Source organism: Enterococcus sp. ZQ21 (assembly GCF_030053755.1).
Classification (GTDB): Bacteria; Bacillota; Bacilli; order Lactobacillales; family Enterococcaceae; genus Enterococcus_B; species Enterococcus_B lactis.
The window spans coordinates 689,887-712,855 of record NZ_CP125658.1 but is presented as its reverse complement, the minus strand read 5'-3'; the positions used below and the strand labels follow the sequence as shown (position 1 = coordinate 712,855).

Sequence of the window (22,969 nt, the reverse complement as noted above, 5' to 3'; positions counted from 1 at the left end):
AAAAGAAAAAAGCGACTGCGGCAAGACAGCAGCCAGCCAACTACTGCTCTTTTGCCGCTTCTCTTTGGCTTTTTTCATACGATACAGAATAAGAAAGGATCTGTAAAAATGGCACAAAAAACAACAACTGCAACTGCAGTTGAGGAAAAGAAAAAAGAAGGGTTTTGGTCAACAAAAATTACCGGCGTAAGTTTGCCCCTTTATTTGATCATGGTCCTTGTCCTGATCATTGCAATGGCTTTAGGAAAATTACCGACGAATATGATTGGCCCAATCGCTGTTTTGGTCATTTTCGGTAATTTATTTCATTTTATCGGAACAAAAATCCCTATCGTCAAAAGTTATTTAGGTGGTGGCTCCGTTTTTGCGATCTTTGCCTCTGCCGCGATTGCTACATTTGGGATCTTACCTGAGTATGTAGTAAAATCCACAGAAAACTTTGTCAGCAATATGGGCTTTTTAGACTTTTATATTGCTGCCTTGATTACTGGTAGCATCCTTGGTATGAACCGTAATCTATTGATGAAAGCTTCTGTTCGTTTTATTCCCGTTGCACTTATTTCAATGGTCGTCTCCTTTTTTGCCGTAGGACTCGTAGGTATGCTTATCGGAAATGGTTTTGCAAATTCCGTTTTATATATCTCATTGCCCGCAATGGCTGGTGGTGTTGGAGCCGGAGCTGTACCTTTATCAACGATTTATGCAAATGTTTTAGGTACGGACGCTTCTTCTATCATTTCCCGCCTGATTCCTGCGACAGCAATGACAAATGTCCTAGCTATCATTGGTGCAGCGTTAGTTGCTCGTGCGGGACAATCAATGCCAAAATTCAACGGTAATGGTAAATTAATGGAAAAAGGCGACCTTGGCGATGGAAAACCTAGAAATGTAAAACCTTCCATTCCACAATTAGGTGTCGGTTTGATGGTATCATTGACTTTCTTCATCTTAGGACAAATCGGTAACTATTTTGTTCCTAAAGTCCATGCTTACGCATTCATGATCATTATCGTTGTTATCTGTAAAATCGCAAACCTATTACCAGAATATTACGAAGATGCAGCTATCATGTTCAACAACTTGATTGTCAAAAACTTGACAGCAGCTGTTCTTGCCGGTATCGGTATTGCGTTATTGAATCTAAATGTATTGGCTTCTGCTTTGACATGGCAATTTGTTGTCTTATGTTTGACAAGTGTTATCGCGATTTCAGTAGTTTCAGGATTTGTCGGTCGTTTGTTTGGTTTATATCCAATCGAATCAACTATTACTGCTGGCTTATGCAACAACTCGATGGGTGGTACAGGAAATGTAGCTGTCTTATCTGCAGCTAATCGGATGGAACTTATTGCTTTTGCTCAAATGGGCAATCGGCTTGGTGGTGCCATCGTTTTGATCATCTCAGGTTTCTTGATGCAATTACTTTCTTAGTCAAAAAAAATACCTGATCATCAAGTATCGGCTTGATGACCAGGTATTTTTTGATAAAAATTTACAGGATTTTCAAAAATCTTTTTTGCATTTTATCGGAATGATAACCGATGCGTTCATAAAATCGGTGTGCTTCTACTCTGTATTCTGCAGAATTAAGTCTTATTGCTGATATTCCTCGTCTTTTCACTTCTTCTTCTACGCCAGTCATCAAGGCCTTTCCGATTCCTCTTTTTTCAGCATGTTTAGACACAGCAAGTGCCATAATATTGAACATCGGATCGCTGAAAATCGATTCATAGGACTCCGCTTGTACATAGCCAGCTGCTTTTTTAGAAGTAGGATCTTCATAGACCAAGAAAAAATTTTTTTCTGGCTCCTTCAACAGTTTCTTCATTTGTCTCACCGTAACGGTTAATGGTACATCATATCCTAATTGTTCCGCATTGATTTCTCGTAGTGCTTCTGCATCTCCTAAACGCATTTCCCGCAACATCCAAATCACCAGCCAATTTTTATTTTTTTAAATGAATTTTTTTATCACAGTATACTCCTTTTTTCACTTAAAAAAAGACTTTTCAGTGATTTTGACTTGCGTTAATCTAGATTCTCCTAATGTTTGTAAGATGACAAAGGCATTGTAACAATTGACCAAAAGAACCACGAGGACAATTACTTGAAAAATAAAGGTCACTTTTTTTGGAGACAAAATCCTGCTAAATTTTGCTCCCCACAAACCTCCAATAACAGCAGCGGGGATAATATAAAACAACATAGATAAATCAAAGCGCATAAAGCCACTTGTTAAGCAATCGTTACTAATTTAGCCAGTTGAGAAAAGAAAATCGTAGATAGAGAATACAGCGTTGCTTCTTTTATTGGCAAGGCAAACATCAGCATCAGTAATGAAACATTGATGGGTCCACCACCGATACCTAAAAAGCTAGCTAAAAAGCCCAAGATCCCCCCACATATAAGATACCAAATCCATGACGTTAGATGAAATTTTGGCTGATGATGCTTGGTGTAGAAGAACGCAAAAACCAAGGTCAATACCGTCAAGAAAATTTGGATCAGCTGCACATGCTTTTCATTTTCAAACAACCGTAAAAAAATTTCGAATACAATGTTACCGGCTATTCCTCCAACTACAGCTCCACCAGATACCCAACCGACAATCTGCCAATTCAGCGATTTCCCACTTGATACTTGTCGCACTGTCGAAACAATAGACATCGTGAATACCGCAACCGTTGAGTAAAAAGAAATACCTGCAACAGAATGGGCACCGATAAGATCAAGAATCGGTTTGATCAACACGCCTCCGCCCATGCCAGAAATAGCGCCAACTGTATTTGCCAGAACGATCACCACAAAATAAATCAGACCAATCATATCATCTTGTATATCCTTTCTCTTATTTATATCTTTTAGCGATTTTTACTCTTTGCTTATATTATACAGTAAAAGAAACGAACGAGGCTTCGAAAGCTTTTCTACTTTTTAAAGAAATGTAGTGCTAAACAAAAAAACCGGGCTCTCCTTTTCAGAGAGTCCAGCTTTCTTGCACCATATCAATTCTTTTATTCTATTCTTCTTCTTCAGCCATGAATGTATTGAATACTTCTTCAATCATGTCCCATTCTGCGTCTGTTTCGATTTGTTCTAACTCGCCTTCTGTTCCATCTTCGTTTTCGATGTATGCATAAGCTTGTAATTCTACATCTTCATCTTCTGAAACACCAGCAGGATATAAAAGAACATAGTTACGTCCAAATTCTTCTTGTCCGTCAACTGTTAGTAGGATTTCATATAATGTTTCATTTCCTTGGTCATCCACCAACGTGATGTGTTCGTGTCCTTCATGGTCGTGGGAATGGTTATGTTCTGTCATAAGATTACCTCTTTTCTTTTATTATTAAAATAATTGCTTACCTGAGCCGTCTAAATAATTTTGTAAGATCATCACAGCTGCTAATTTATCGATGACTTTTTTTCGTTTCGCTCTTGAAGTATTTGCCTGCTCTACTAGCATACGTTCTGCCTGAACAGTGGTTAGTCGTTCATCTTGATAATCAACCGGCAAGGAGAATAGTTCTTTGATCTTCTCTCCATATGACATGGAAGCTTCTGCCCTTGGTCCGATGGAATTGTTCATATTCTTAGGTAATCCAACTACAAAACGGTCTACTTCGTACTGCGCCACTAATTCCTTCAACCGATCAAAACCAAACTCTTCTTCTGCCTCATTGATTCGAATGATTTCTACTCCTTGAGCTGTCCAGCCAAAGGGATCGCTCACAGCAACGCCTACTGTCTTAGAACCGACATCCAAGCCCATTACTCTCATAAATTCACTCCATGATTTGAGAGGTAGTCTTTGACAATTACTTCCATGATTTCATCGCGTTCGTGACGGCGAATCAAATTTCGTGCATCACGATAACGAGGAATGTAGGCCGGGTCTCCAGAAAGCAAGTAGCCGACAATCTGATTGATTGGATTGTAGCCTTTTTCTTCCAAAGCCCGATAAACAATCGCTAATGTTTCGCTCACTTCTTTTTTGCGACTATCGTCAAAACCAAAACGTACGGTTTCATCTGTAAAACCCATGATTCTACACCTCTTTCCCGCAAGGTAATTCCAGCTTACCTTCTACACCCTTATTTTACTCGAAGAAAGGGAAAACTACAAACAAATATTCCAAACTTCTGAATAAATTAAGAAACACGATTTGTCTGATTTTTCCTTTTTTCTGTAGCTTTTTCAAAAGCCCTCTTTCCATAAAGTATACGCTATATTTCTTTGAAAGTATGTTTTTACACAATTTTTTCATAAAGTTCATAAAAAATTCGAATTGCTGCTACTAATTTTTCGTTTTCGTTGCTTGCCCTGTCTCATAATTGATGGTGTAGCCATCTTGAACATTGTAGATAAAGACATTGAATTCAATTTTTTTGTCTTCAATGCTTTCTGCTTCCAACTGCACACCTCTTGCTACCAGTTCATTTCCCTCGAAATGAGGAGTGACACGATAGCGTACATGATGATTTGTTTCCTTGATATATGCCGCAATATCATTTTCGTGGGCAAGCATGTACGGAGCATTCAACGAACGTGTCCCTGTCATTAAGTTTTTAATGTTATTATTTTGACCAGTCAACTGGAAACCAATCAAATGGCTGCGGTTGTATAACCATTGTCCGTCACTTAATTTCTTTTGTTTCCAACCTGTCGGATCAATATACAAAGGTTCTCTCTTTTCAGTAGGAAACAAGTCTTTTCCCAACATCGCATTGGCTTGTCCTACTCTGTTCAATTTGTCTATATTTGAATAGCTTTCCCATGTCCCTTTGGAAAGACTAAGATCCTCTTTTGTAAACTCCGGCTGATTCCCATTGATTTCTATTTCTTGATGTTTTCCATCATATTCTGGCACATCCGCTACTTGAGAAGCTTGCGGTGTGGAATCAAAAATGGTTGTAATTTGTTGGAAGATATCTGAATCTTTTTGTGTGGTGGAAATACCGAGTGCCCCTGCAATCACAGCAGCGACGATCCCCACGATCGCCTTGGTTGTTTTTTTGCTCATTTCTTTACTCCTTTACTAACAGCCCCCCTAAATCTTAACATATGTTCCCCTATAAATAAATACTGGAAAGAAATAGAAACAGTAAAAAAATAAAACCAGTTTTTAGACGGCTTAAGAATACAAAAAAAGAGACGGATTCATCGTCTCTACTCAATCACAAAACACTATTTACAAGGTATTTATTATCATTCAAAAAATTTTTCTTAATACTCAAAACTAAACGGCTTCTGTACGACCTCTTGGTAAACAGTGTTCAAAAGCTTGCATCTGCGGTAATAAGTCCAACCAAGTCAAAAACATAAGAAGCTTTTTTGCTTGACTATTCATATTACTTGATGCAGGACAGCTTTTTCACAGCCTCTTTTAAGCGGGTGACGGGAATCGAACCCGCGACATCAGCTTGGGAAGCTGGGATTTTACCACTAAACTACACCCGCGATACAAAAACAGTATACGCCTCTTTCACTCCTTCCTCAAGTTTTTTTATTCTTTACGCTTCCGATATGTTTTGTAGTAAAATAAAACTAATCAATCAATTATTGGAGAAGATGCTATGACGGGAAAAGAATTAGATCTGCTGCTAGACACTTGTCTACTCGCTGGGAAAATCATGATGGAAAGCAATGCAGAGATGTATCGGGTAGAAGATACGATGAGTCGAATTGCTTTAGCTTCTGGAAATTTCCGTTTGGTCAGCTATGTCACGCAGACTGGTCTCTTTATTGGTCTTGATCGTACCTCGACCATTCGAATGGAACAAATCACCAACCGTTCGATCAATTTAGAAAAAGTAGTAAAAGTGAATGATCTTTCACGTAAGTATGTTGCTTCAGAACTAACATTAGAAGAACTTTACAGTGAATTGCAGGCAATCGACCGAGACCGTTCGTTCTTTCCTGTCTGGTTGCAGATCGTTAGTGCGGCAGTTATCAGTGGAACGATCATGGTGTTATTCGGCGGAAAGATGACCGATTTGCCTGTGACTTTAATTATTGGTGGATGGGGATACGCAGTTTATCTGTATAGTTTGAAATTTTTTAGAATCAAATTTTTATCGGAATTTTTATCTTCTTTATTGATTGGCATAGCTGCTATCTACAGTGTTCGTTTTGGCTTAGGAAGCAATCAGGATTTAATTATTATCGGATGTGTGATGCCTTTGGTTCCTGGGGTTCAAATTACGAATGCTATCCGTGATTTGCTAGCTGGTCATTATGTGTCAGGGGTTTCTCGCGGAACAGAAGCGATGATGACTGCTACGATGATTGGTTTTGCGATTGCTTTTATTTTCCAGCTTTTTTATTAAGAAAGGAGCACGAGTATGGGCACGATATTTATTCAATTTTCTTTTAGTTTTTTAGCGACTGCGGCATTTGCCATTGTTACAAATGTCCCTAGGCGTTCATTGATTTGTTGTGGTCTTTCTGGTGCTTTCGGCTGGATGATCTACTGGATCTGTGTTCAAATGGGCGGATCTGCTGCTTTCGGGTCATTGCTTGGCTCTTTAGGAGTCGCATTCATCAGTGATCTTTTCTCTAAGCGTTTGAGAATGCCTGTAACGATTTTCAATATTCCTGGGATGGTTCCTTTAGTTCCGGGTGGTTTGGCTTATCAAGCGGTTCGGAATCTCGTTACTGAATCCTATCAAGAAGCAGCTCACTATGCGGTCCAAGCAATCATGATAGCTGGAGCAATTGCTTTAGGTCTCGTATTATCGGAAGTCTTTAACCATAACATCCGCAACTTCAAAGTAAAGCGTGATGCCATCATGTTGAAACGAAAAAAACGGCTTTTTAAATAAACGAAGTGTAACAAAGAAAAGGTTGTGACAGAAGTGATTAGCTTCACGAAATAAGACAGGATTCACGAAAATGGTTTCTTAAATTTTTGTGAATCCTATCTTATTTTTCGAAGAAACTACTTCTGGAACACTGTTTAGTAGAAGGGGTGAGATCAGCATCTTGGTCCGAGTATTAGAGAAACAAAATGGAAGAAGGAACTTGCATGATTAACTTAAGTCTGTTTACTAAAAAGTGAGATATGATCCTTTATTTTTAATTTTTTAAAATGATTCATTCCTTATCTTTTCTTGAATAAATTTCTTTAGTTTATCAATACTTCTCTTACCCATCTCTAGTTGTTCTCCATTCGTAAACGTTACTACTTCATTTACTCGGCTAATAGATGTAATGTTTTCAGTATTAATGATGTAGACTTTTAAATCTTTACATAAATACTCATATTCCAGTGTTTTTTTATATTTTTTTATTGTGCCGTTTATGAGTGTCTCTTCGTCTTTCAATACCAAACCTATCTTATTTTTATAGCCTGGCATGCTCATTAGATAAAGAATCTCATCGTAATGGATATAATGATCGCTATTGCCATAACGAACAGACGTCCACTTTTTTTGTTCGCTTGTTGAACAGGCTCGTTCTCTTTTTCTTTCAATAAGTAACTTTGGATGTTTTTTTTATTTTTTTCATAAGTGAATTCTTTTATCAAATACCCGCTAGGCGTAATATTTCGGTTAATAACAGCTATTGCTTTATTCGGATGAGAGGTCAAATAAACAATTTTACACTTCGCGTTCTTTTCTCTAAGCATTTCTCCTAGTTCAATCCCGCTGTAATAAGCGTTCAAATCGATATCAAGAAAAAAAATATCCGATGAACGAATATCATTGTTTTTGACAAATTCAACAAACTGCATGACGTTCAATCCCTTGATTATCTCGAAATTCCAAGGAATCAGTAAATTTCTGGATTCTTCCAAAATATCTTCTATCATTTTTTCAAAAACCAAACTGTCATCCAAAATAAATATACGTGTTATCATACAAAGTACCTCCACTCGATATTTTACTATCAAAATCATTTCATACAACTTTTCAACATACATGTTAGGAATAAATTGTAATTCTCTTCACAATCTTTTCCAACACCTTTGAAACCGCTATTAACTACATTCAGCATGCAACTTCTAAAATAAATATCATTTTACAAAACATATCAAATAGCCAAATATCTCATACAAAAAAAGCCAGACAACCGACGTCCTTACACGTCAACTGTCTGAGCTATGTTCATTTATTTTTTTCTTTTAAAAAGAACGATACACATACTGATTTTTCGGAGCAGCGACTTTCTCTGCGTTTGTCACAACTACAGATGGAATTTCACGCTTGAATGGTTGATAATAGTCCGATTGGATGGTTCCTTCTATTTTATACCACTCATCATTTTTAACCGTTACTCCTTCAGGCATATGTGTTAACAAGCCAAAGACTCCTGAATCTGCCACACAATGGATAATACCGAAGCGGAACAAGAAGACATCTGCATTGCTATCGTTCGGTGTTTGGTAAACAAATCCTTCATAGCTGATTTTTTTGCCAATGAATTCGCTAGGGTAATTATAGATCAGCTCCATGACTTCTAAATAATTTTCATCTGTGATCTCGATAGTCTGCTTATCCCCATACTTCTCTTTCAGTTCACTCATTTGGTCTAAGTAGTCTGACTTGTTGAAATAAATACTTGTATCTGGCTTTAGGTATTGTGTCTGCATTTCCGGATCACCTACCGATTCTTTGCTTACCGGAAAATTAAATCCTTTGGCTTCTACGATTGTAGTGTCCAGACTAACTGTTGGAAACAACGTACCAACGATCACTGGCAAAGCAAGCAGTACATAGGCGATTCCACGTTGATAAGGTTTCGATAACCCATGGTCGTGATCATGATCATGCTCGTGCGTCTCTTCCTCTGCTTTTCCGTTTTTGACCCACAAATACAGCTGAACTAAAGCCAAAAGAGCGGATAAAATCATCGAAAGAATAGCTAAATAACGATAGTGGACATTGATATATTGATCAAGTTTGCCAGAGACTTGCAAATACATCATCAATTCGAAATAGCCAGATAAAATCAAAAACCGCAGCATATTTTTCCTCCTAAATAAATAATGTGAATCCAACAACGCTAAGGGCAATCAGTCCGATCAGCGATAGAATAAAACGTCCTGTAAAATATCGTTTCATCATCAATAGATTTTTGATATCGACCATTGGACCAAAGACCAAAAAGGCAGCTACAGGTGCTGTGCCGAACAGACTTAACAATGAAGACCCGATAAACGCATCTGCTTCTGAACAAAGAGACATCGTAAAAGCTAATAACAGCATGATAATGATGGCTAAAATCTTTGTTGAGCCGAGCGTTAGCATCATTCTAGTTGGTAAATAAGTCTGCATCGCAGCTGCGATTAACCCACCAATAATCAAATAACGACCTGTATCAAAAAATTCATCGATTGAATGTGTCAACACATGCCCCGTTTGATGGAACAGCCGATTTTTTGGCTCATTCTTATCACTGTGTTCTTCTTCATGGGCATGATGATGGTGATCTTCGGCTACTTTAGAGGAGATTTTTTCTTTCAATACAGCGTCTTTTTGAAAATAGGCAAGCCAGACACCAATCACAAGTGCAACAAAAAAGCTGCCTATCACTCGCCAGCTTGCCATCTGCCAAGAATTGCCAAATGCGATAAACGTGGAAAAAATCACGATGGGATTAATGATTGGCGCTGTCAGCATAAAAGCAAATGCTGTGTGAACCGGCACGCCTTTTTTTACAAACTGATGAACGATAGGTACGATGCCGCATTCACATGAAGGAAAGAAAAATCCTAAGATCGAACCAGTAAAAATAGAGAATATACGATTTTCAGGAAGCCATCGCTTCACACGTTCTGGGGTCAAAAATACTTGTAAGGCGCCTGAGATAAGACAACCTAATAGTACAAAGGGCAATGCTTCGATAACGATCGATAAGAAAATCGTACTCATCTGCAAAACCGAATTGGGAATAAAAGAAAACATGAGTTTCCTCCTTTTCATTTCTAGTTCATTCGCTTTGCAAATATACGCTTTTATTCAAAAAAAAACAAGTTGCTCTGTCAATTTTTACACAACTCTTATTTTTTATCGAAGCACTTCAATTGACTTTTTCTATTATTCCCATTAAATTAAGGTCTCGTACATATCACTTCTATCACAAAAGGGAGAATGAAAATGAAACAAACCACTAATTTGTCTGAAGTTCAAGACATACTGCAACAATCATCCGTTGCCATCGTTTATCTTTCGATGCCTAATTGCAGTGTTTGTCACGCTGTTCGTCCACGATTGGAGGAGCTGCTCACCCATTATGATATTCCGGCACTTCATTTGGATGCATTCGAAACGCCAGAAGTAGCCAGCAGATTTGAAGTATTGACTGCGCCAGTTGTTCTGGTTTTTCATCATGGAAAAGAGATCTCTCGGCAAGCGCGGTTCATCGACTTTAAAAAAATCCGGCATTTACTAGATGAACTGACAGCAGAAGATGATTCTCTTTCTTATGAAGAACTCTTTCGAACAGAATAAACATTATCCAAACAGAAAAAAGCGATTGAACAAGTGAAAGTTTTGCCTTCATTTGTTCAATCGCTTTTTATTTTTATTCTGCTGTATTTTCGGAATGCGCATTTGCGTCAGAATGCAAGAAATAGATCAAGGTTTGCAATTCATTCGTCAAATCAACATTTTGGATCAATACATCTGACGGAGCATTCAATCGAGCAGCGGTAAAGTTCAAGATTCCTTTGATTCCTGCTTCCGTTAACTGATTGACTACTTCTTGTGCTCTTTCAGCGGGAATCGTTAAAATCGCTACTTCGATTTGCTGGATCTTGATTTGTTCCGACATATCTTCCATTGGATAAACGGGGATACCGTCTACGATGCGTCCAACGATTTCTTCATTCACATCAAAAGCACAACTGATACGTATGCTATTACTTTGATGGAATTTATATTTTAGTAAAGCACTTCCCAAGTTCCCTACACCAATCAGCGCAACATTTGTCAATTGATCTTCATTTAATGTCTTCGCAAAAAAGTGCATAAGATCTTCTACATCATACCCATACCCACGTTTTCCTAATTCGCCAAAATAAGAAAAATCTCGACGGATCGTTGCACTATCTACTTGAACGGCTTCACTTAATTCAGTTGAAGACACTTTTTTCTTTCCAGCATTATTTAAAATCCTTAAATAACGATAATACAAAGGCAGTCTTTTAGCTGTCGCCTTTGGAATAATATGATCTTTCACGAAATGACCTCCACGTATTGTCTAATTACATCTTTGATTTCTCCATCATAGCAGTATTTATAGGAAAAAATCAATTCCATTGCTCAGATATTGTGAAATTTTATTCTTTATTCATTTATTTATCATTTCTGCAAATCTCGCAGTATGATGGAATTTATGGTAGACTACTAATTGAAAAATAGTTTTTTATTTGAGGAGAATTCACAAAGTAGAAAAGAGGATTCCATGATATTATTACAAGCCAATCAGATTGCTCGCCATTTTGGTGCAGAAGTCTTATTTGAAAACATACATTTAGAAATCAGTACAGGCGCTCGTGTCGCTTTAGTTGGCAGAAATGGCGCTGGAAAATCGACTTTATTGAAGATCATTGCTGGAATTGAAGCACCAGATGATGGAAAGATTGCTAAAAATAAAACAGCGACTCTCGGATACCTCGCTCAGGACACAGGACTTGATTCCAATGAAACAGTGTGGAACGAGATGCTGAAAGCTTTTGAACAAGTTAGACAAATGGAACAGCGGATGCGTGAACTAGAGATTTTCATTAGCGAAGGTACGCCAGATACACCCGCTTATACTTCTTATTTAAAAGAATATGATCGGCTGCAACACGATTTTTCGGATCGAAACGGCTATGGTTATGAAAATGAAATTCGTTCCGTATTGCATGGTTTTAAATTCGATTCTTCCTTTTATGACCAGAAAATCGATACTTTATCAGGTGGACAGCGTACACGTTTAGCTTTAGCTCGCATGCTTTTGCAACACCCTGACATTTTGATTCTAGACGAACCCACGAACCATTTAGATATCGAGACGCTTTCCTGGCTTGAAAATTATCTGCAAAGCTATACCGGTGCATTACTGATTGTTTCACATGACCGTTATTTCTTAGACGAAGTAGTCAATGAAGTTTATGAACTAAGCAGAAGAAAAATGCGCCATTACAAAGGCAACTACTCGAAGTATCTAGACTTGAAAGCAGAACAGCTGACAAGTGAATGGAAGGCTTATGAAAAGCAGCAGACAGAGATCCACAAATTAGAAGACTTCGTTGCTCGGAATCTTGTTCGTGCCTCTACCACTAAACGGGCGCAAAGTCGCAGAAAGACATTAGAAAAAATGGAACGTCTGGATCGTCCTCAAGGGGATGAGAAACAAGCAAACTTTCTTTTCAGTATAGAAAAACCTTCTGGAAATGTTGTCTTGCAAATCGAAGATGCCGCTATCGGATATGATGATGTCACCTTATCTGAACCAATCAATTTGGATATCCGCCGACAAGAAGCGATTGCTCTAGTAGGTCCGAATGGTATCGGAAAATCGACGTTGCTGAAATCGATCATCCACCAGATCCCTTTTATCCGTGGCAAAGAAACGCTAGGGACAAATGTCACCATCGGCTATTATGATCAAGGGCAAGCTGATCTGCATACAAACAAGACGATTCTAGCAGAATTGTGGGATGAGCATCCTACCACTCCTGAAAAAGACATTCGAAGTGCTTTAGGTGCTTTCTTATTTTCTGGCGAAGATGTAGAAAAACCAATCCCTCTGTTAAGCGGCGGTGAAAAAGCACGGGTTGCTTTAGCCAAGCTAGCGATGAACAAAGAAAATTTTTTGATCTTGGACGAACCAACAAACCATTTAGATATTGACAACAAAGAAGTATTAGAAAATGCATTGATCGATTACGATGGCACACTGCTTTTTGTTTCCCATGACCGATATTTCATCAATCGGATCGCGACAAAAGTCGTCGAACTCTCTGAAAATGGCAGTAAAGTCTATCTTGGAGACTATGATTATTATTTAGAGAAAAAACAAGAAGAAGAAGAAATCGCCGAATTATTGGCACAAGATGAGCCAGAATCCGCTCCTGCTCCTACGAATAAATCCGATTATTACCAGAGCAAAGAACAGCAAAAGCTTATCCGTAGCCTTCAACGAAAAATCACTCAGGTTGAAGAAGAAATGACGCGGATCGATGAATGGATCGATCGGTTGGAACAAGAAATGGTCGCACCAGAAAATCTGGAAGATCACGTAAAACTCAATGAGCTGAACCAAGCTTTAGAATCAGCTAGACAAGATCAAGAAACAAAATTGTCGGAATGGGAAGAACTAAGCTTGGAATTAGAAGAATACGAGAATTAAAAGCCAATGGAAAGAGGTTGTGACAGCCCTGTTGTCATAGCCTCTTTCTTTTTTATGCAGAAACATAGCGAAACCGTTCTCTTTTTTCTTACTATTTTTCTCTACTGACAAAATAAACAATAATTTTCCGGCACAATTATTTGCTGTTTTTTGCCATAACATAGTACGATCAACATAGAAAAGGAGATGTTTTTATGAAAGTTGTTGTCATTGGCGGTGTAGCTGGCGGTCCTTCATTTGCCACTCGTTTCCGTCGATTGAATGAAGCACATGAAATCATTATCTATGAACGCGGAGAGAATATTTCTTACGCAAGTTGTGCTTTGCCTTATTATTTAGGTGGTGTGATCACGGACCGTGACTCGCTGATCGAACGTACACCAGAAATATTGAAAACAAAAAACAACATCGATGTCTTTACTAAACACGAAGTAACAGCAATCGATCCTTCTACTAAGCAATTAACAGTTAAAGACCTATCCACAAATGAAGAAACAAAAACAGATTACGATAAGTTGATCATCTCTTCTGGTGCTAGACCAGATTATCCGGATATTCCCGGAGTTTTTGAAGCAGAAAACGGCTTTGTCCTCCGTAGTGTGACGGATGCGGATCGAATCAAATCGTTCCTTGAAGAAAAAAATCCACAACATGTCGTCATTCTTGGTGCAGGTGTTATGGGTCTGGAATTAGCTGAGAATTTCAAGCATCGCGGCTTAGACGTGACTTTAATCGATCAATTGCCACAAGTCGCTTTCCCTTATGATCCAGAAATTGCTGATTTAGTTTATGACAAATTGCTGAAAGAAGGATTAGCCGTTCATTTAGAAACAAGAGTTACTGAGATCCGTGATAAAGGTCGAGAAATAGTATTATCAGATGGCTCCGTCCTTTCTGCTGATATGCTAATCTTTGCTGTTGGTGTTTCTCCGAATAATGAAGTGGTGAAAGCAGCCGGCATACAATTATCAGATACAGGCCAGATCATTGTTGATGACCAGTTACAAACTAATCTGCCGGACATCTATGCGATTGGCGATATTATCGAAACGACTAGTGTAGTGACTGGTCAGCCGATCCAAAGTATGCTTTCCAGTGCGGCCAATCGTCAAGGACATATGTTGGCAGATATTTTAAATGGTACGCCTATGCGCTATCGCGGATATATTGGTGCAGGTGTCGCAAAAATCTTTGATCATACAGCAAGTTATACGGGAATGACAGAACATGCATTAAAAGCATCAGGCATAACAAATTATAAAACTGTTTTTATCACTCCTTTTGACCATGCCTATTTCTATCCAGAAGCTACAAGATTAAATCTAAAGCTGATTTTTGATGCAGATAGCGGTCGTATTTTAGGTGGACAAGCATTTGGAGAAAAAGGTGTCGATAAACGGATGGGAGAACTTTCTATAGCGATCACCGGAAACTTGACAGTCTTTGATTTGCCTGATTTGGAGTTGCCTTACTCTCCACCGTATTCTACTACCCGTGACCCGTTGAATATAGCTGGTTATGTCGCAATCAATCAAATGACGAATATCGTAGAAACGATCAAAGCAAGTGATATACCCGAAAACGATTTGAAAGAAGCGTTCTTTTTAGATATACGTGAACCTAATAAAGCACCTTCTGGCAGTATCTCGGCAACAAAAAATATTCCAATGAATGAGTTACGAGATCGAATCAATGAAATCCCAAAAGATAAAAAAGTTTACATTACTTTCAGAAGAGGATTGAATACTTATACTTCTGCCCGAATCTTGGCAGGTTTGGGTATCAAAGCGATTTTGATTGAAGAATAAAAAAACGACCGCGGTGGGTATCCGCGGTCTAGGAGTTATTTTTACTTGAGGAGTAAAAATGAAAAAGTATATAGGGTTGTTGGTTGGTATGTACATAGAATAGAAGATAAATGTGAAGAAATTGTGCATTATTTCTTCACATTTATTAGGTTATAGTTTAAGAAAGTTTAAACATTGCGCAATTTAATTATTTTAGCTGTTTCTTTTCATAAAAAAACATGTTGTGACTCTGAGACAAATCATAGTCCATAGTGATGTCTCTAGAGTAACTACGCCTAATATTACGAGGCATCATATTAATTCATCAGCACTAGTACCTAAACTAGCATCCCTTTCGAATATTTTTTCTTATATAATAAAGTTTGCTTTCACTCCTCTAATCTCACCAAATCGACTGGCTTGCGTTGTGTGATACTAGGAACTGATTTGTTTAGAACGACTTTTCTATTGTAATCATATTTTTCGCCATCCTCGTTGTCTTCTGATCCTTCAATGAATGATCCCTAATGTGTGTATTAAGTAATTTAATTTTTTTGTTCCTATTTATTTAACAAATAAATAATATGATTTGTCAAATTAAGCTAGAATAAAATGCTTCTTGTACATAGCTCAAAAATATTTCGATTGGTGTTCTGTAATTCAATGATTTTCTTGGAATATGATTACGTTGATTGCTGACACTGGAAATAAATGTCTGATTCACTTCTCTAAAATCCATTGATTTCGGCAGTCCATTACGACGCAGAATCCCGTTAGAATTCTCGTTTAATGGGCGTTGAGAAGGTGTTCCAGGGTCCGCAAAATATATATCAATATCATGTTGGTTACTAATGGCTTTCCAGTTAGAAAATTCTTTTCCACAGTCAAACGTAATAGATTTAAAGAAGTTTTTAGGGAAGCGAGAAAACCATTGATTAAGGGCAGTTTCAATATCTAATGCCTTACGGCCGTTGGGTTTAATCGTGATAATGACTTTAGATAATCTTTCAACTAAAGTAATGACGGCACTTTTATGATGAATGCCAACGATCGTATCACCTTCAAGGTGACCAAACTCAGAATTGAAATCAGGATAATTATCAGGTCGATCATGGATTGAGCGCTGATACTGTTGTTTTCCCCGTTTTTCCTGATGGCCATTGGGTTTTCTTTTACCTTTCATCGGTAGTGTGTCAATATCAAATATTCCTTTAGAAAATAAACGATAAAGTGTTCTCATACCGCATGAAACAGGCCTTTCTTTTCGCCCGATAATGACGTCAGGCGTCCAACCAAGAGTGACTTTCTCTTTAATGTAATCTACTTCATGAGCAGGTAATTGAATGACTTTTCTACCACATTTTTTCTTATTTTCTTTATACTGGTGCCAATAATCAAGAGCAGTCTTGCCTTGCTTGAACTTATTGACTACATTATAAATAGTTTGTATAGCACGTCCCATTCGGTTAGCGATTTCAACCGGCTTATTATGTTGAAGATAATATGATTCTATCATTGTCAGTTCGTCTATGGTAAGATGTTTGTAGGTCATTTATGGTTACACTCCTGTGTTTTCTTTCGTCGGAAATACAATTTGAGTGTACCATAAATGCCTTTTTATTTTTCTAACTTAATTTTACAATTCGCGTAATATAAAAGGTAAATAAAAAAGAGTGGATTTCTCCACTCCATGAAAAGCCGACTTTTTGGGACGCTTTTTTTGCCAAGCCTCACATTTTTATAGCCAAACTTCTTTTGCGACTTGCTGCAATAATTGGATTTTCTTCCATTGTTCTTCTTCTGTTAAATGGTTTCCTTCTTCTGTTGAAGCAAACCCACATTGAGGACTGATACTTAGATTTTCCAATGGTACAAATTGTTGTACTTCTTTTATTCGTTCTTTTATTTTCTCCGTATCTTCCAAATCTGGAAACTTAGAAGTAACTAATCCTAAAACAACTTTACTTTCTTTGTTACTCCAATGTCTTAAAGGAGTAAAATCTCCTGCTCGGTCAGAATCGTATTCCAAAAAGAAACCATCATAATTTGTTGAAAACAACTCTTCTGCAATGGGTTCATATCCACCGGAAAACAGCCAAGAAGAAGCGTGATTCCCGCGGCAGATATGTGTTGTGATCGTCAAATCTTCTGGTTTGTCTTCCAGTGCGTTATTGATAATCTCTCTACAAATATGGGCCATTTCTTTCGGATCAATTCCTTTTTGAAGAAGTGCTTCTCTTTTAGTTTGATCAGCTAGAAACGCCCAATTTGTATCATCGAATTGCAGGTAACGGCAACCTTTTTCATAAAAAGCATGAATCGCTGCTTTGTAAGTAGAGGACAAGTCCTCATAAAAATCAGATAGATCAGGATAAATCTCCTTGATTTTTGAAGAACCATCATTAGATAGGATCTCTTGTCGTAAAATCATCGTGGGACTAGGGATCGTTGCTTTTGCAACAAAAGTATCATCTGTTTCCACTACTTCTTTCAGAAAAGCAAAATCTTTTAAAAATGGGTGATTTGGATTGAAAGATAATTTATCTACTACCCGAATATTATAAGCTGGTGCTGCTTTTCCGTGGAATGTTTGATTATATCCAGTTTCTGGAACATAGCCTTCGATACCATTTAGTTCTTCTAAAAAATCAAGATGCCAAAATCCACGCCGAAATTCACCATCTGTAATTCCTTTGATGCCGACTGCTTTTTGGTCTTCCACTAATTTTTTTATTTCCTGGTCTTCGATTGCACGAAGTTCTTCTTTTGAAAGTAAGCCTTCTTGAACTTTTTTTCTTGCTTCTTTGATCGATTGCGGGCGTAAGAAACTTCCGACATGATCTACTGTAAATGGTCTATTTTTGCTCATTTCACTCACTCTTTTCTTTGTTTTTTGTAAAAAAAAATCCTTTTACTAGCAAATACTAGTAAAAGGACGATTATACTCGTGGTACCACCTTTTTTCAGAAAAAACATTCTTTCTCTCAGCCTGACAATAAAATCAGTGGTCTTGGTAACGAAAGACTGTTCGTTTTTGCCTACCTTTCGACAAAAAATCCTCTAAGGCCATTTTCGACAGTCAACTTCTAGCTTTTTACACCAACCAAAGCCTCTCTTGAACCATTTTCTGTCTACTTTCCTTCTCATCGGATACTATTAGAATAAAATTAGAATAGCATGTTTGAAAGAAAAGTCAATAGGGAATAAGAACAAACAAAAACTAATTTGTTATTCTTAGTAATTTGTTTGTGGAATACAATAAAGCTTTTCTAATATGATAATTATTCAGTCGTCCTTTCATCTTAGATCACTTCCTTAAAATGATCATACCCGTTTCAACCACATAAAAAAGGACTTAATTTTGAAAAATTCCCCATCAAAACTAAGTCCTTTTTATTATAGTTATGCAAATTTGCTTATTTTCTCGCTATTTCCGATACATCTTGAATTCTAAGAATAGGTCATTATAGATGCCTAGGTATTTCGATCCTAGATCTTCGTAGACTTCAAGATGGGAGATCGTGTCATCAGATGGATAGAATTGTTCGTCCGACGAAATGTCTTTTGGCAATAACGCTTTTGCTTTTTCATTTGGTGTAGAATAACCAATATACTCTGCATTTTGTGCCGCATTTTCCGGTTCTAGCATAAAGTTGATGAAATCATAGGCACCTTCTTTATTTTTCACGGTTTTTGGCATAACGATATTATCAAACCAAAGATTGGAACCTTCTGGTGGGATCACATAATGTAAATGTTCATTTTCCCACATCATATCGGCAGCTTCGCCAGAAAATGTCACTGCCACGGAGGCTTCTTCATTGATCATATACATTTTGATCTCATCTGCCACGATTGCTTTGACATTTGGCGTTAAATGATTCAATTTATTTGCTGCTTCTGTCAGCTGTGCCATATTCTTACTATTCAAAGAATAGCCTAAACTATTCAAAGAAAGCCCCATAACTTCTCGTGCACCGTCAATCAGCATCAAACTGTCTTTTAATTCCGGCTTCCACAAATCATCCCAATGCTTAATTTGATCTGCATCAAAGAATTTATCGTTATATACGATCCCTAAAGTTCCCCAAAAATATGGAATCGAATACTGATTATCTGGATCAAAATCCAAGTCTAAAAATCGTGGATCAATATTATTTAATCCTTTGATCTTCGAATGATCTAATGGAAGTACTAGTTTTTCTTTGATCATTTTTTGGATCATATATTCACTTGGTATAGCGATGTCGTAGTTTGTCCCACCTTGCTGGATTTTTGTGAACATCGCTTCATTAGAATCAAATGTTTCATAATTCACTTTGTATCCATATTCTTTTTCAAATTTCGTGATCAAACTAGGATCGATATAATCTCCCCAGTTATAGATGGTAAGTACCTTTGCTCCACTCATGCCACTTGTTTTTTCAAGTTGACGAACACCAAGCAGCAGCACCGCAATAATGATGAGAATACCTAAAAACAGAGATTGTAATTTTTTCATCGCAGCCGTGCCACCCCCTCGCGTACTCTTCTGTTTTTCTTCAGCCGTTTTGGACGGTTTTCTTTACTAATGAAGTAGTATCCAATGACCAATATCATGGAGAACAAGAAAACTAACGCACTTAGCGCATTGATTTCTAAACTGATTCCTTGTCTTGCACGAGAATAAATCTCTACTGAGAGCGTCGTAAAGCCATTTCCTGTGACGAAAAACGTAACCGCAAAATCATCAAGAGAATAGGTAAATGCCATAAAATATCCAGCTATGATTCCTGGAGAAAGATAAGGCAAAATGATATTTTTGACTACTTGGAAATTATTAGCACCAAGGTCTCTAGCCGCATCGACCATTGAATCGTTCATTTCCTGCAATTTTGGCAAGACCATCAAGACGACGATTGGAATGCTGAAAGCAATATGGGAAAGCAATACACTCTGAAAACCTAATCCGAATCCTAGTAGTGTAAAGAAAATCAAGAAACTAGCACCGATAATAACATCAGGAGAGACTAATAAGATGTTATTCATGCTCAACAACGCTGTCCGTGCACGTCGTTTTTTCGTATAATAGATCCCCATAGCCCCAAATGTCCCGATGATCGTGGCGATCAATGCAGATAAGAAAGCCAGCATGAACGTATTCAATACGATAATGATCAAACGTGTATCTTCAAAAACAGCTTCATAATTTTCCCAAGTAAATCCTGTAAAGCTGTTCATCGTTCCTCCTTCATTGAAGGAATAAAAAATCAGATAGAAGATCGGTGCATATAAGAATAAAAAAACGATCCCTAAATAAAGATACGACCATTTAAATTTTTTCATTTATGAGCGACCTCCTTTTTTCTTCTCGCCTGTCAGGAGCATCACGATAAACATAGCAATGATTAAAATCACACCGATTGTAGAACCCATCCCCCAGTTTTGTGTAACCAAGAAATGCTGTTCGATAGCCGTTCCTAAAGTGATCACCCGATTTCCGCCAATCAGACGAGTCAGCATGAATAAAGAAAGAGAAGGAATAAATACTGCTTGAACACCACTTTTCACACCATTTAATGATAACGGAAAAATCACTCGTCGGAAGGTCTCAAAGCTATTCGCGCCTAAATCTCTGCTAGCACTGATCAAAGAAGGATTCATCTCTTCCAATGCATTGAAAATTGGCATAATCATGAATGGAATCTCGATATACGTTGCCACGAACAGAAAACTGAAGTCTGTGAATAATATCTGTTTCGGCCCGATCCCGATAAAATCAAAGAAATGATTCACGCTGCCGTGCACACTGAAAATCCCAATAAATGCGTAAGCTTTAAGCAGCAGATTCACCCATGTAGGCAAAATAATCAGCATCAGCCATAATTGCTTGTGCTTCAGTTTTGTTAAAAAATAAGCAGTCGGGTAACTGATGATCAGCGTGAAAAACGTGATCAAAAATGCATACCATACAGAATTGATCGTCATAGAAAGCGATGTCCCCGACGTAAAATAAGATAGATAATTATTCAGCGTGAATTGCCCATTCATATCAAAAAAAGATTGATAAATGATCATTAATACAGGCGCGATCACGAATAAACCGAGCCACAAAATATAAGGGACGGAATAGATCCTGCGCATTGTTTTCATTCTTGTCCCCCCTATTCTTCGTAGCTGTCAAGACGTGCATCGAATTCTTCTTCAGACTCGTTGAAACGCATGACATGGATATCTTCTGGCTCAAAGGCCAATCCTACTTTGCTTCCTTCTTTAGCTTTTTTCGTTGAATGGACCATCCATTCATTTTGCTGTTCATCATAACAGATGATTTCATAATGGACACCACGAAACAGCTGAGTATCGACCGTTACGACTAGTTTTCCTTTATCTGGTGTCGTGATCGTCAAATCCTCTGGGCGTAAAACAACTTCAACTGGTTCATTTAGACGCATCCCGCCATCGACACATTCAAATTGCTTACCAACAAACTCAACTAGATTATCTTCGATCATTACACCGTCCACGATATTGCTCTCCCCAACAAAATCAGCAACGAAATGATTGATTGGCTCATCATAAATATCTACGGGTGTACCACTTTGGACGATTTTCCCTTTATTCATGACAAAAATCTCATCACTCATTGCCAACGCTTCTTCTTGGTCATGAGTAACAAAAATAAACGTGATTCCTAATCGTTGTTGCAGATCCCGCAGTTCATACTGCATATCTGTACGTAGTTTCAAATCAAGCGCCGATAACGGTTCATCTAGTAGCAATACTTTCGGTTCATTTACAATTGCTCGTGCAATCGCTACACGCTGTCTTTGACCACCAGACATTTCACTGATCTCCCGTTTTTCGTATCCAGGAAGCTGGACCATACGCAAAGCATCTTTTACCTTCTTTTCGATATCTGATTTGGACATTTTCTTGATCTTCAATCCAAAAGCAACGTTATCAAAAACATTCATATGAGGAAAAAGTGCATAATCTTGGAAGACTGTATTTACTTGTCGCTTATTAGCTGGCAAATCATTCAACCGTTTCCCTTCAAAATAGATGTCCCCTTCTGTAGCTTCGGTGAATCCAGCTATAATACGTAGGATCGTTGTTTTGCCACAGCCGGAAGGACCAAGCAGTGTATAAAATTTTCCTTGTTCGATCTCAAAACTTACTTTTTTTAATACTGTTTCATCATCATAGCGTTTCACTACTTGATCAAATGAAATGATTGGTTTCCCCACGTTTTTACCCCCTATATTACAAATATGATTGCGTTGCAACAATCAATACTTTTGTTCGTTTTTTGAGATGATTCCTTAATTGATGTTGTTTTGTCGCTTGATAATAGATCGACTGTCCTGCTTTTGCCACATAGACCGTCTCTCCTAAGCTTAACTCTAATTCCCCTTCTAATACAAAAATAAACGTTTCAGATAATGAAGGTTCAAACGTCTTATATTCTCCTGCACCTTCAAAAGTCAGCAAGACAGGCTCCATTTCTTTTTCATTCGAATCAGCCACGAGCCATTCCAATTCATACCCGTTTTCTTCATCGAAATAAACCGTATGATCTTCTTTTGAATAAACCACTTGCAGATTCGCTGCTTCTTGATGAAAAAATTCTTCTGGAGTCACACCTAAGACTTCAAGAATAGAAAAGAATGTTTCCATTGATGGTGAACTTAAATCTCGTTCCAACTGGGAAATATACCCTTTTGACAAATCTGTGCGTTCGCCTAGTTCTTCTTGTGTCAAATTCTTTTGGATGCGCAAATTTCTTAACTTCTCACCAATTTCCATAATTTCCTCCGAATCGAAGTTTTCTAATAGTAAACTTACTGTTTACTACC

Annotated in this window: 21 protein-coding genes, 1 tRNA gene, 2 pseudogenes and 1 other annotated feature; of the genes and pseudogenes, 6 read left to right on the top strand and 18 right to left on the bottom strand. The window is 37.7% G+C overall.

Going from position 1 to position 22,969, the window contains the following annotated elements; all coding sequences use genetic code 11:
• Nucleotides 1-108: 108 nt before the first annotated feature.
• Nucleotides 109-1,431 carry a 2-hydroxycarboxylate transporter family protein gene (locus QK255_RS03345; protein ID WP_002308483.1) on the top strand — a complete coding sequence of 441 codons (1,323 nt, stop codon included), beginning with the start codon at nucleotides 109-111 and terminating at the stop codon, nucleotides 1,429-1,431.
• A gap of 61 nt (nucleotides 1,432-1,492) precedes the next feature.
• Here the strand turns inward: QK255_RS03345 and QK255_RS03340 are convergent, their stop codons facing one another.
• The 7 genes and pseudogenes from QK255_RS03340 to QK255_RS03310 form a co-directional block, all read right to left on the bottom strand.
• Complete coding sequence (locus QK255_RS03340) at nucleotides 1,493-1,927, bottom strand: GNAT family N-acetyltransferase (protein WP_283341582.1); 435 nt, start codon at nucleotides 1,925-1,927, stop codon at nucleotides 1,493-1,495.
• 63 nt (nucleotides 1,928-1,990) lie between these two features.
• Nucleotides 1,991-2,826, bottom strand: a pseudogene (locus QK255_RS03335) (sulfite exporter TauE/SafE family protein).
• Nucleotides 2,827-3,019: 193 nt separating this feature from the next.
• Nucleotides 3,020-3,325: a DUF1292 domain-containing protein gene (locus QK255_RS03330; protein WP_002290887.1), complete on the bottom strand. Its 306-nt coding sequence runs from the start codon at nucleotides 3,323-3,325 to the stop codon at nucleotides 3,020-3,022.
• A 24-nt stretch (nucleotides 3,326-3,349) separates the two neighbouring features.
• Nucleotides 3,350-3,781, bottom strand: coding sequence for a Holliday junction resolvase RuvX (gene ruvX, locus QK255_RS03325; RefSeq protein WP_002290886.1), 432 nt, complete (start codon nucleotides 3,779-3,781; stop codon nucleotides 3,350-3,352).
• Nucleotides 3,778-4,044, bottom strand: a complete 267-nt coding sequence (locus QK255_RS03320) for an IreB family regulatory phosphoprotein (protein ID WP_002290885.1) — start codon at nucleotides 4,042-4,044, stop codon at nucleotides 3,778-3,780. Before QK255_RS03320 ends, ruvX begins: the two co-directional genes overlap by 4 nt.
• Nucleotides 4,045-4,297: 253 nt before the next feature.
• Nucleotides 4,298-5,023, bottom strand: a complete 726-nt coding sequence (locus QK255_RS03315) for a DNA/RNA non-specific endonuclease (protein ID WP_002290883.1) — start codon at nucleotides 5,021-5,023, stop codon at nucleotides 4,298-4,300.
• Between the two features lie 366 nt (nucleotides 5,024-5,389).
• Nucleotides 5,390-5,460: transfer RNA gene (locus QK255_RS03310), tRNA-Gly, on the bottom strand.
• A gap of 116 nt (nucleotides 5,461-5,576) precedes the next feature.
• Between QK255_RS03310 and QK255_RS03305 the strand changes: the two genes are divergently transcribed.
• Nucleotides 5,577-6,329, top strand: a complete 753-nt coding sequence (locus QK255_RS03305) for a threonine/serine exporter family protein (RefSeq protein WP_002290882.1) — start codon at nucleotides 5,577-5,579, stop codon at nucleotides 6,327-6,329.
• Nucleotides 6,330-6,344: 15 nt separating this feature from the next.
• Nucleotides 6,345-6,824, top strand: coding sequence for a threonine/serine exporter family protein (locus QK255_RS03300; RefSeq protein WP_002290881.1), 480 nt, complete (start codon nucleotides 6,345-6,347; stop codon nucleotides 6,822-6,824).
• A gap of 261 nt (nucleotides 6,825-7,085) precedes the next feature.
• Here QK255_RS03300 and QK255_RS03295 read toward each other — a convergent pair.
• From QK255_RS03295 to QK255_RS03285, 3 genes and pseudogenes are all read right to left on the bottom strand, one after another.
• A pseudogene (locus QK255_RS03295) lies at nucleotides 7,086-7,861 on the bottom strand (LytR/AlgR family response regulator transcription factor).
• A gap of 264 nt (nucleotides 7,862-8,125) precedes the next feature.
• Nucleotides 8,126-8,968 carry a TIGR03943 family putative permease subunit gene (locus QK255_RS03290; protein WP_002290878.1) on the bottom strand — a complete coding sequence of 281 codons (843 nt, stop codon included), beginning with the start codon at nucleotides 8,966-8,968 and terminating at the stop codon, nucleotides 8,126-8,128.
• A 10-nt stretch (nucleotides 8,969-8,978) separates the two neighbouring features.
• A complete protein-coding gene (locus tag QK255_RS03285; protein ID WP_002290877.1) occupies nucleotides 8,979-9,908 on the bottom strand; it encodes a permease in 930 nt (309 codons plus the stop codon).
• Between the two features lie 192 nt (nucleotides 9,909-10,100).
• Here QK255_RS03285 and QK255_RS03280 point away from each other — a divergent pair, with 192 nt between their 5' ends.
• Nucleotides 10,101-10,454: a thioredoxin family protein gene (locus QK255_RS03280; RefSeq protein ID WP_002290876.1), complete on the top strand. Its 354-nt coding sequence runs from the start codon at nucleotides 10,101-10,103 to the stop codon at nucleotides 10,452-10,454.
• 73 nt (nucleotides 10,455-10,527) lie between these two features.
• Here the strand turns inward: QK255_RS03280 and QK255_RS03275 are convergent, their stop codons facing one another.
• On the bottom strand, nucleotides 10,528-11,184 hold the full coding sequence (locus tag QK255_RS03275) for a redox-sensing transcriptional repressor Rex (protein WP_002290875.1): 657 nt from the start codon (nucleotides 11,182-11,184) through the stop codon (nucleotides 10,528-10,530).
• Between the two features lie 225 nt (nucleotides 11,185-11,409).
• Between QK255_RS03275 and QK255_RS03270 the strand changes: the two genes are divergently transcribed.
• Entirely contained in the window at nucleotides 11,410-13,344 is a 1,935-nt protein-coding gene (locus QK255_RS03270; protein ID WP_002290874.1) for an ABC-F family ATP-binding cassette domain-containing protein, read from the top strand.
• 194 nt (nucleotides 13,345-13,538) lie between these two features.
• Complete coding sequence (locus tag QK255_RS03265; RefSeq protein WP_002290873.1) at nucleotides 13,539-15,152, top strand: FAD-dependent oxidoreductase; 1,614 nt, start codon at nucleotides 13,539-13,541, stop codon at nucleotides 15,150-15,152.
• A 571-nt stretch (nucleotides 15,153-15,723) separates the two neighbouring features.
• Here the strand turns inward: QK255_RS03265 and QK255_RS03260 are convergent.
• From QK255_RS03260 to QK255_RS03230, 7 genes are all read right to left on the bottom strand, one after another.
• Nucleotides 15,724-16,683: an IS30-like element IS6770 family transposase gene (locus tag QK255_RS03260; RefSeq protein WP_002293280.1), complete on the bottom strand. Its 960-nt coding sequence runs from the start codon at nucleotides 16,681-16,683 to the stop codon at nucleotides 15,724-15,726.
• 186 nt (nucleotides 16,684-16,869) lie between these two features.
• A complete protein-coding gene (locus QK255_RS03255) occupies nucleotides 16,870-18,000 on the bottom strand; it encodes a 5-methyltetrahydropteroyltriglutamate--homocysteine S-methyltransferase (RefSeq protein ID WP_002293466.1) in 1,131 nt (376 codons plus the stop codon).
• Between the two features lie 59 nt (nucleotides 18,001-18,059).
• Nucleotides 18,060-18,287 (bottom strand) — a binding site (T-box leader).
• Nucleotides 18,288-18,558: 271 nt separating this feature from the next.
• A complete protein-coding gene (locus QK255_RS03250; RefSeq protein WP_002293464.1) occupies nucleotides 18,559-19,632 on the bottom strand; it encodes an ABC transporter substrate-binding protein in 1,074 nt (357 codons plus the stop codon).
• The gene (locus QK255_RS03245; RefSeq protein WP_002287036.1) at nucleotides 19,629-20,456 is read right to left on the bottom strand and encodes an ABC transporter permease; all 828 of its coding nucleotides are present in this window, start codon (nucleotides 20,454-20,456) and stop codon (nucleotides 19,629-19,631) included. Before QK255_RS03245 ends, QK255_RS03250 begins: the two co-directional genes overlap by 4 nt.
• On the bottom strand, nucleotides 20,457-21,263 hold the full coding sequence (locus QK255_RS03240) for an ABC transporter permease (RefSeq protein ID WP_002287038.1): 807 nt from the start codon (nucleotides 21,261-21,263) through the stop codon (nucleotides 20,457-20,459). It lies immediately after the preceding gene.
• Nucleotides 21,264-21,274: 11 nt separating this feature from the next.
• Nucleotides 21,275-22,360, bottom strand: coding sequence for an ABC transporter ATP-binding protein (locus tag QK255_RS03235; RefSeq protein ID WP_002287039.1), 1,086 nt, complete (start codon nucleotides 22,358-22,360; stop codon nucleotides 21,275-21,277).
• 16 nt (nucleotides 22,361-22,376) lie between these two features.
• The gene (locus tag QK255_RS03230) at nucleotides 22,377-22,919 is read right to left on the bottom strand and encodes a helix-turn-helix domain-containing protein (protein ID WP_002287040.1); all 543 of its coding nucleotides are present in this window, start codon (nucleotides 22,917-22,919) and stop codon (nucleotides 22,377-22,379) included.
• Between the last annotated feature and the right edge of the window lie 50 nt (nucleotides 22,920-22,969).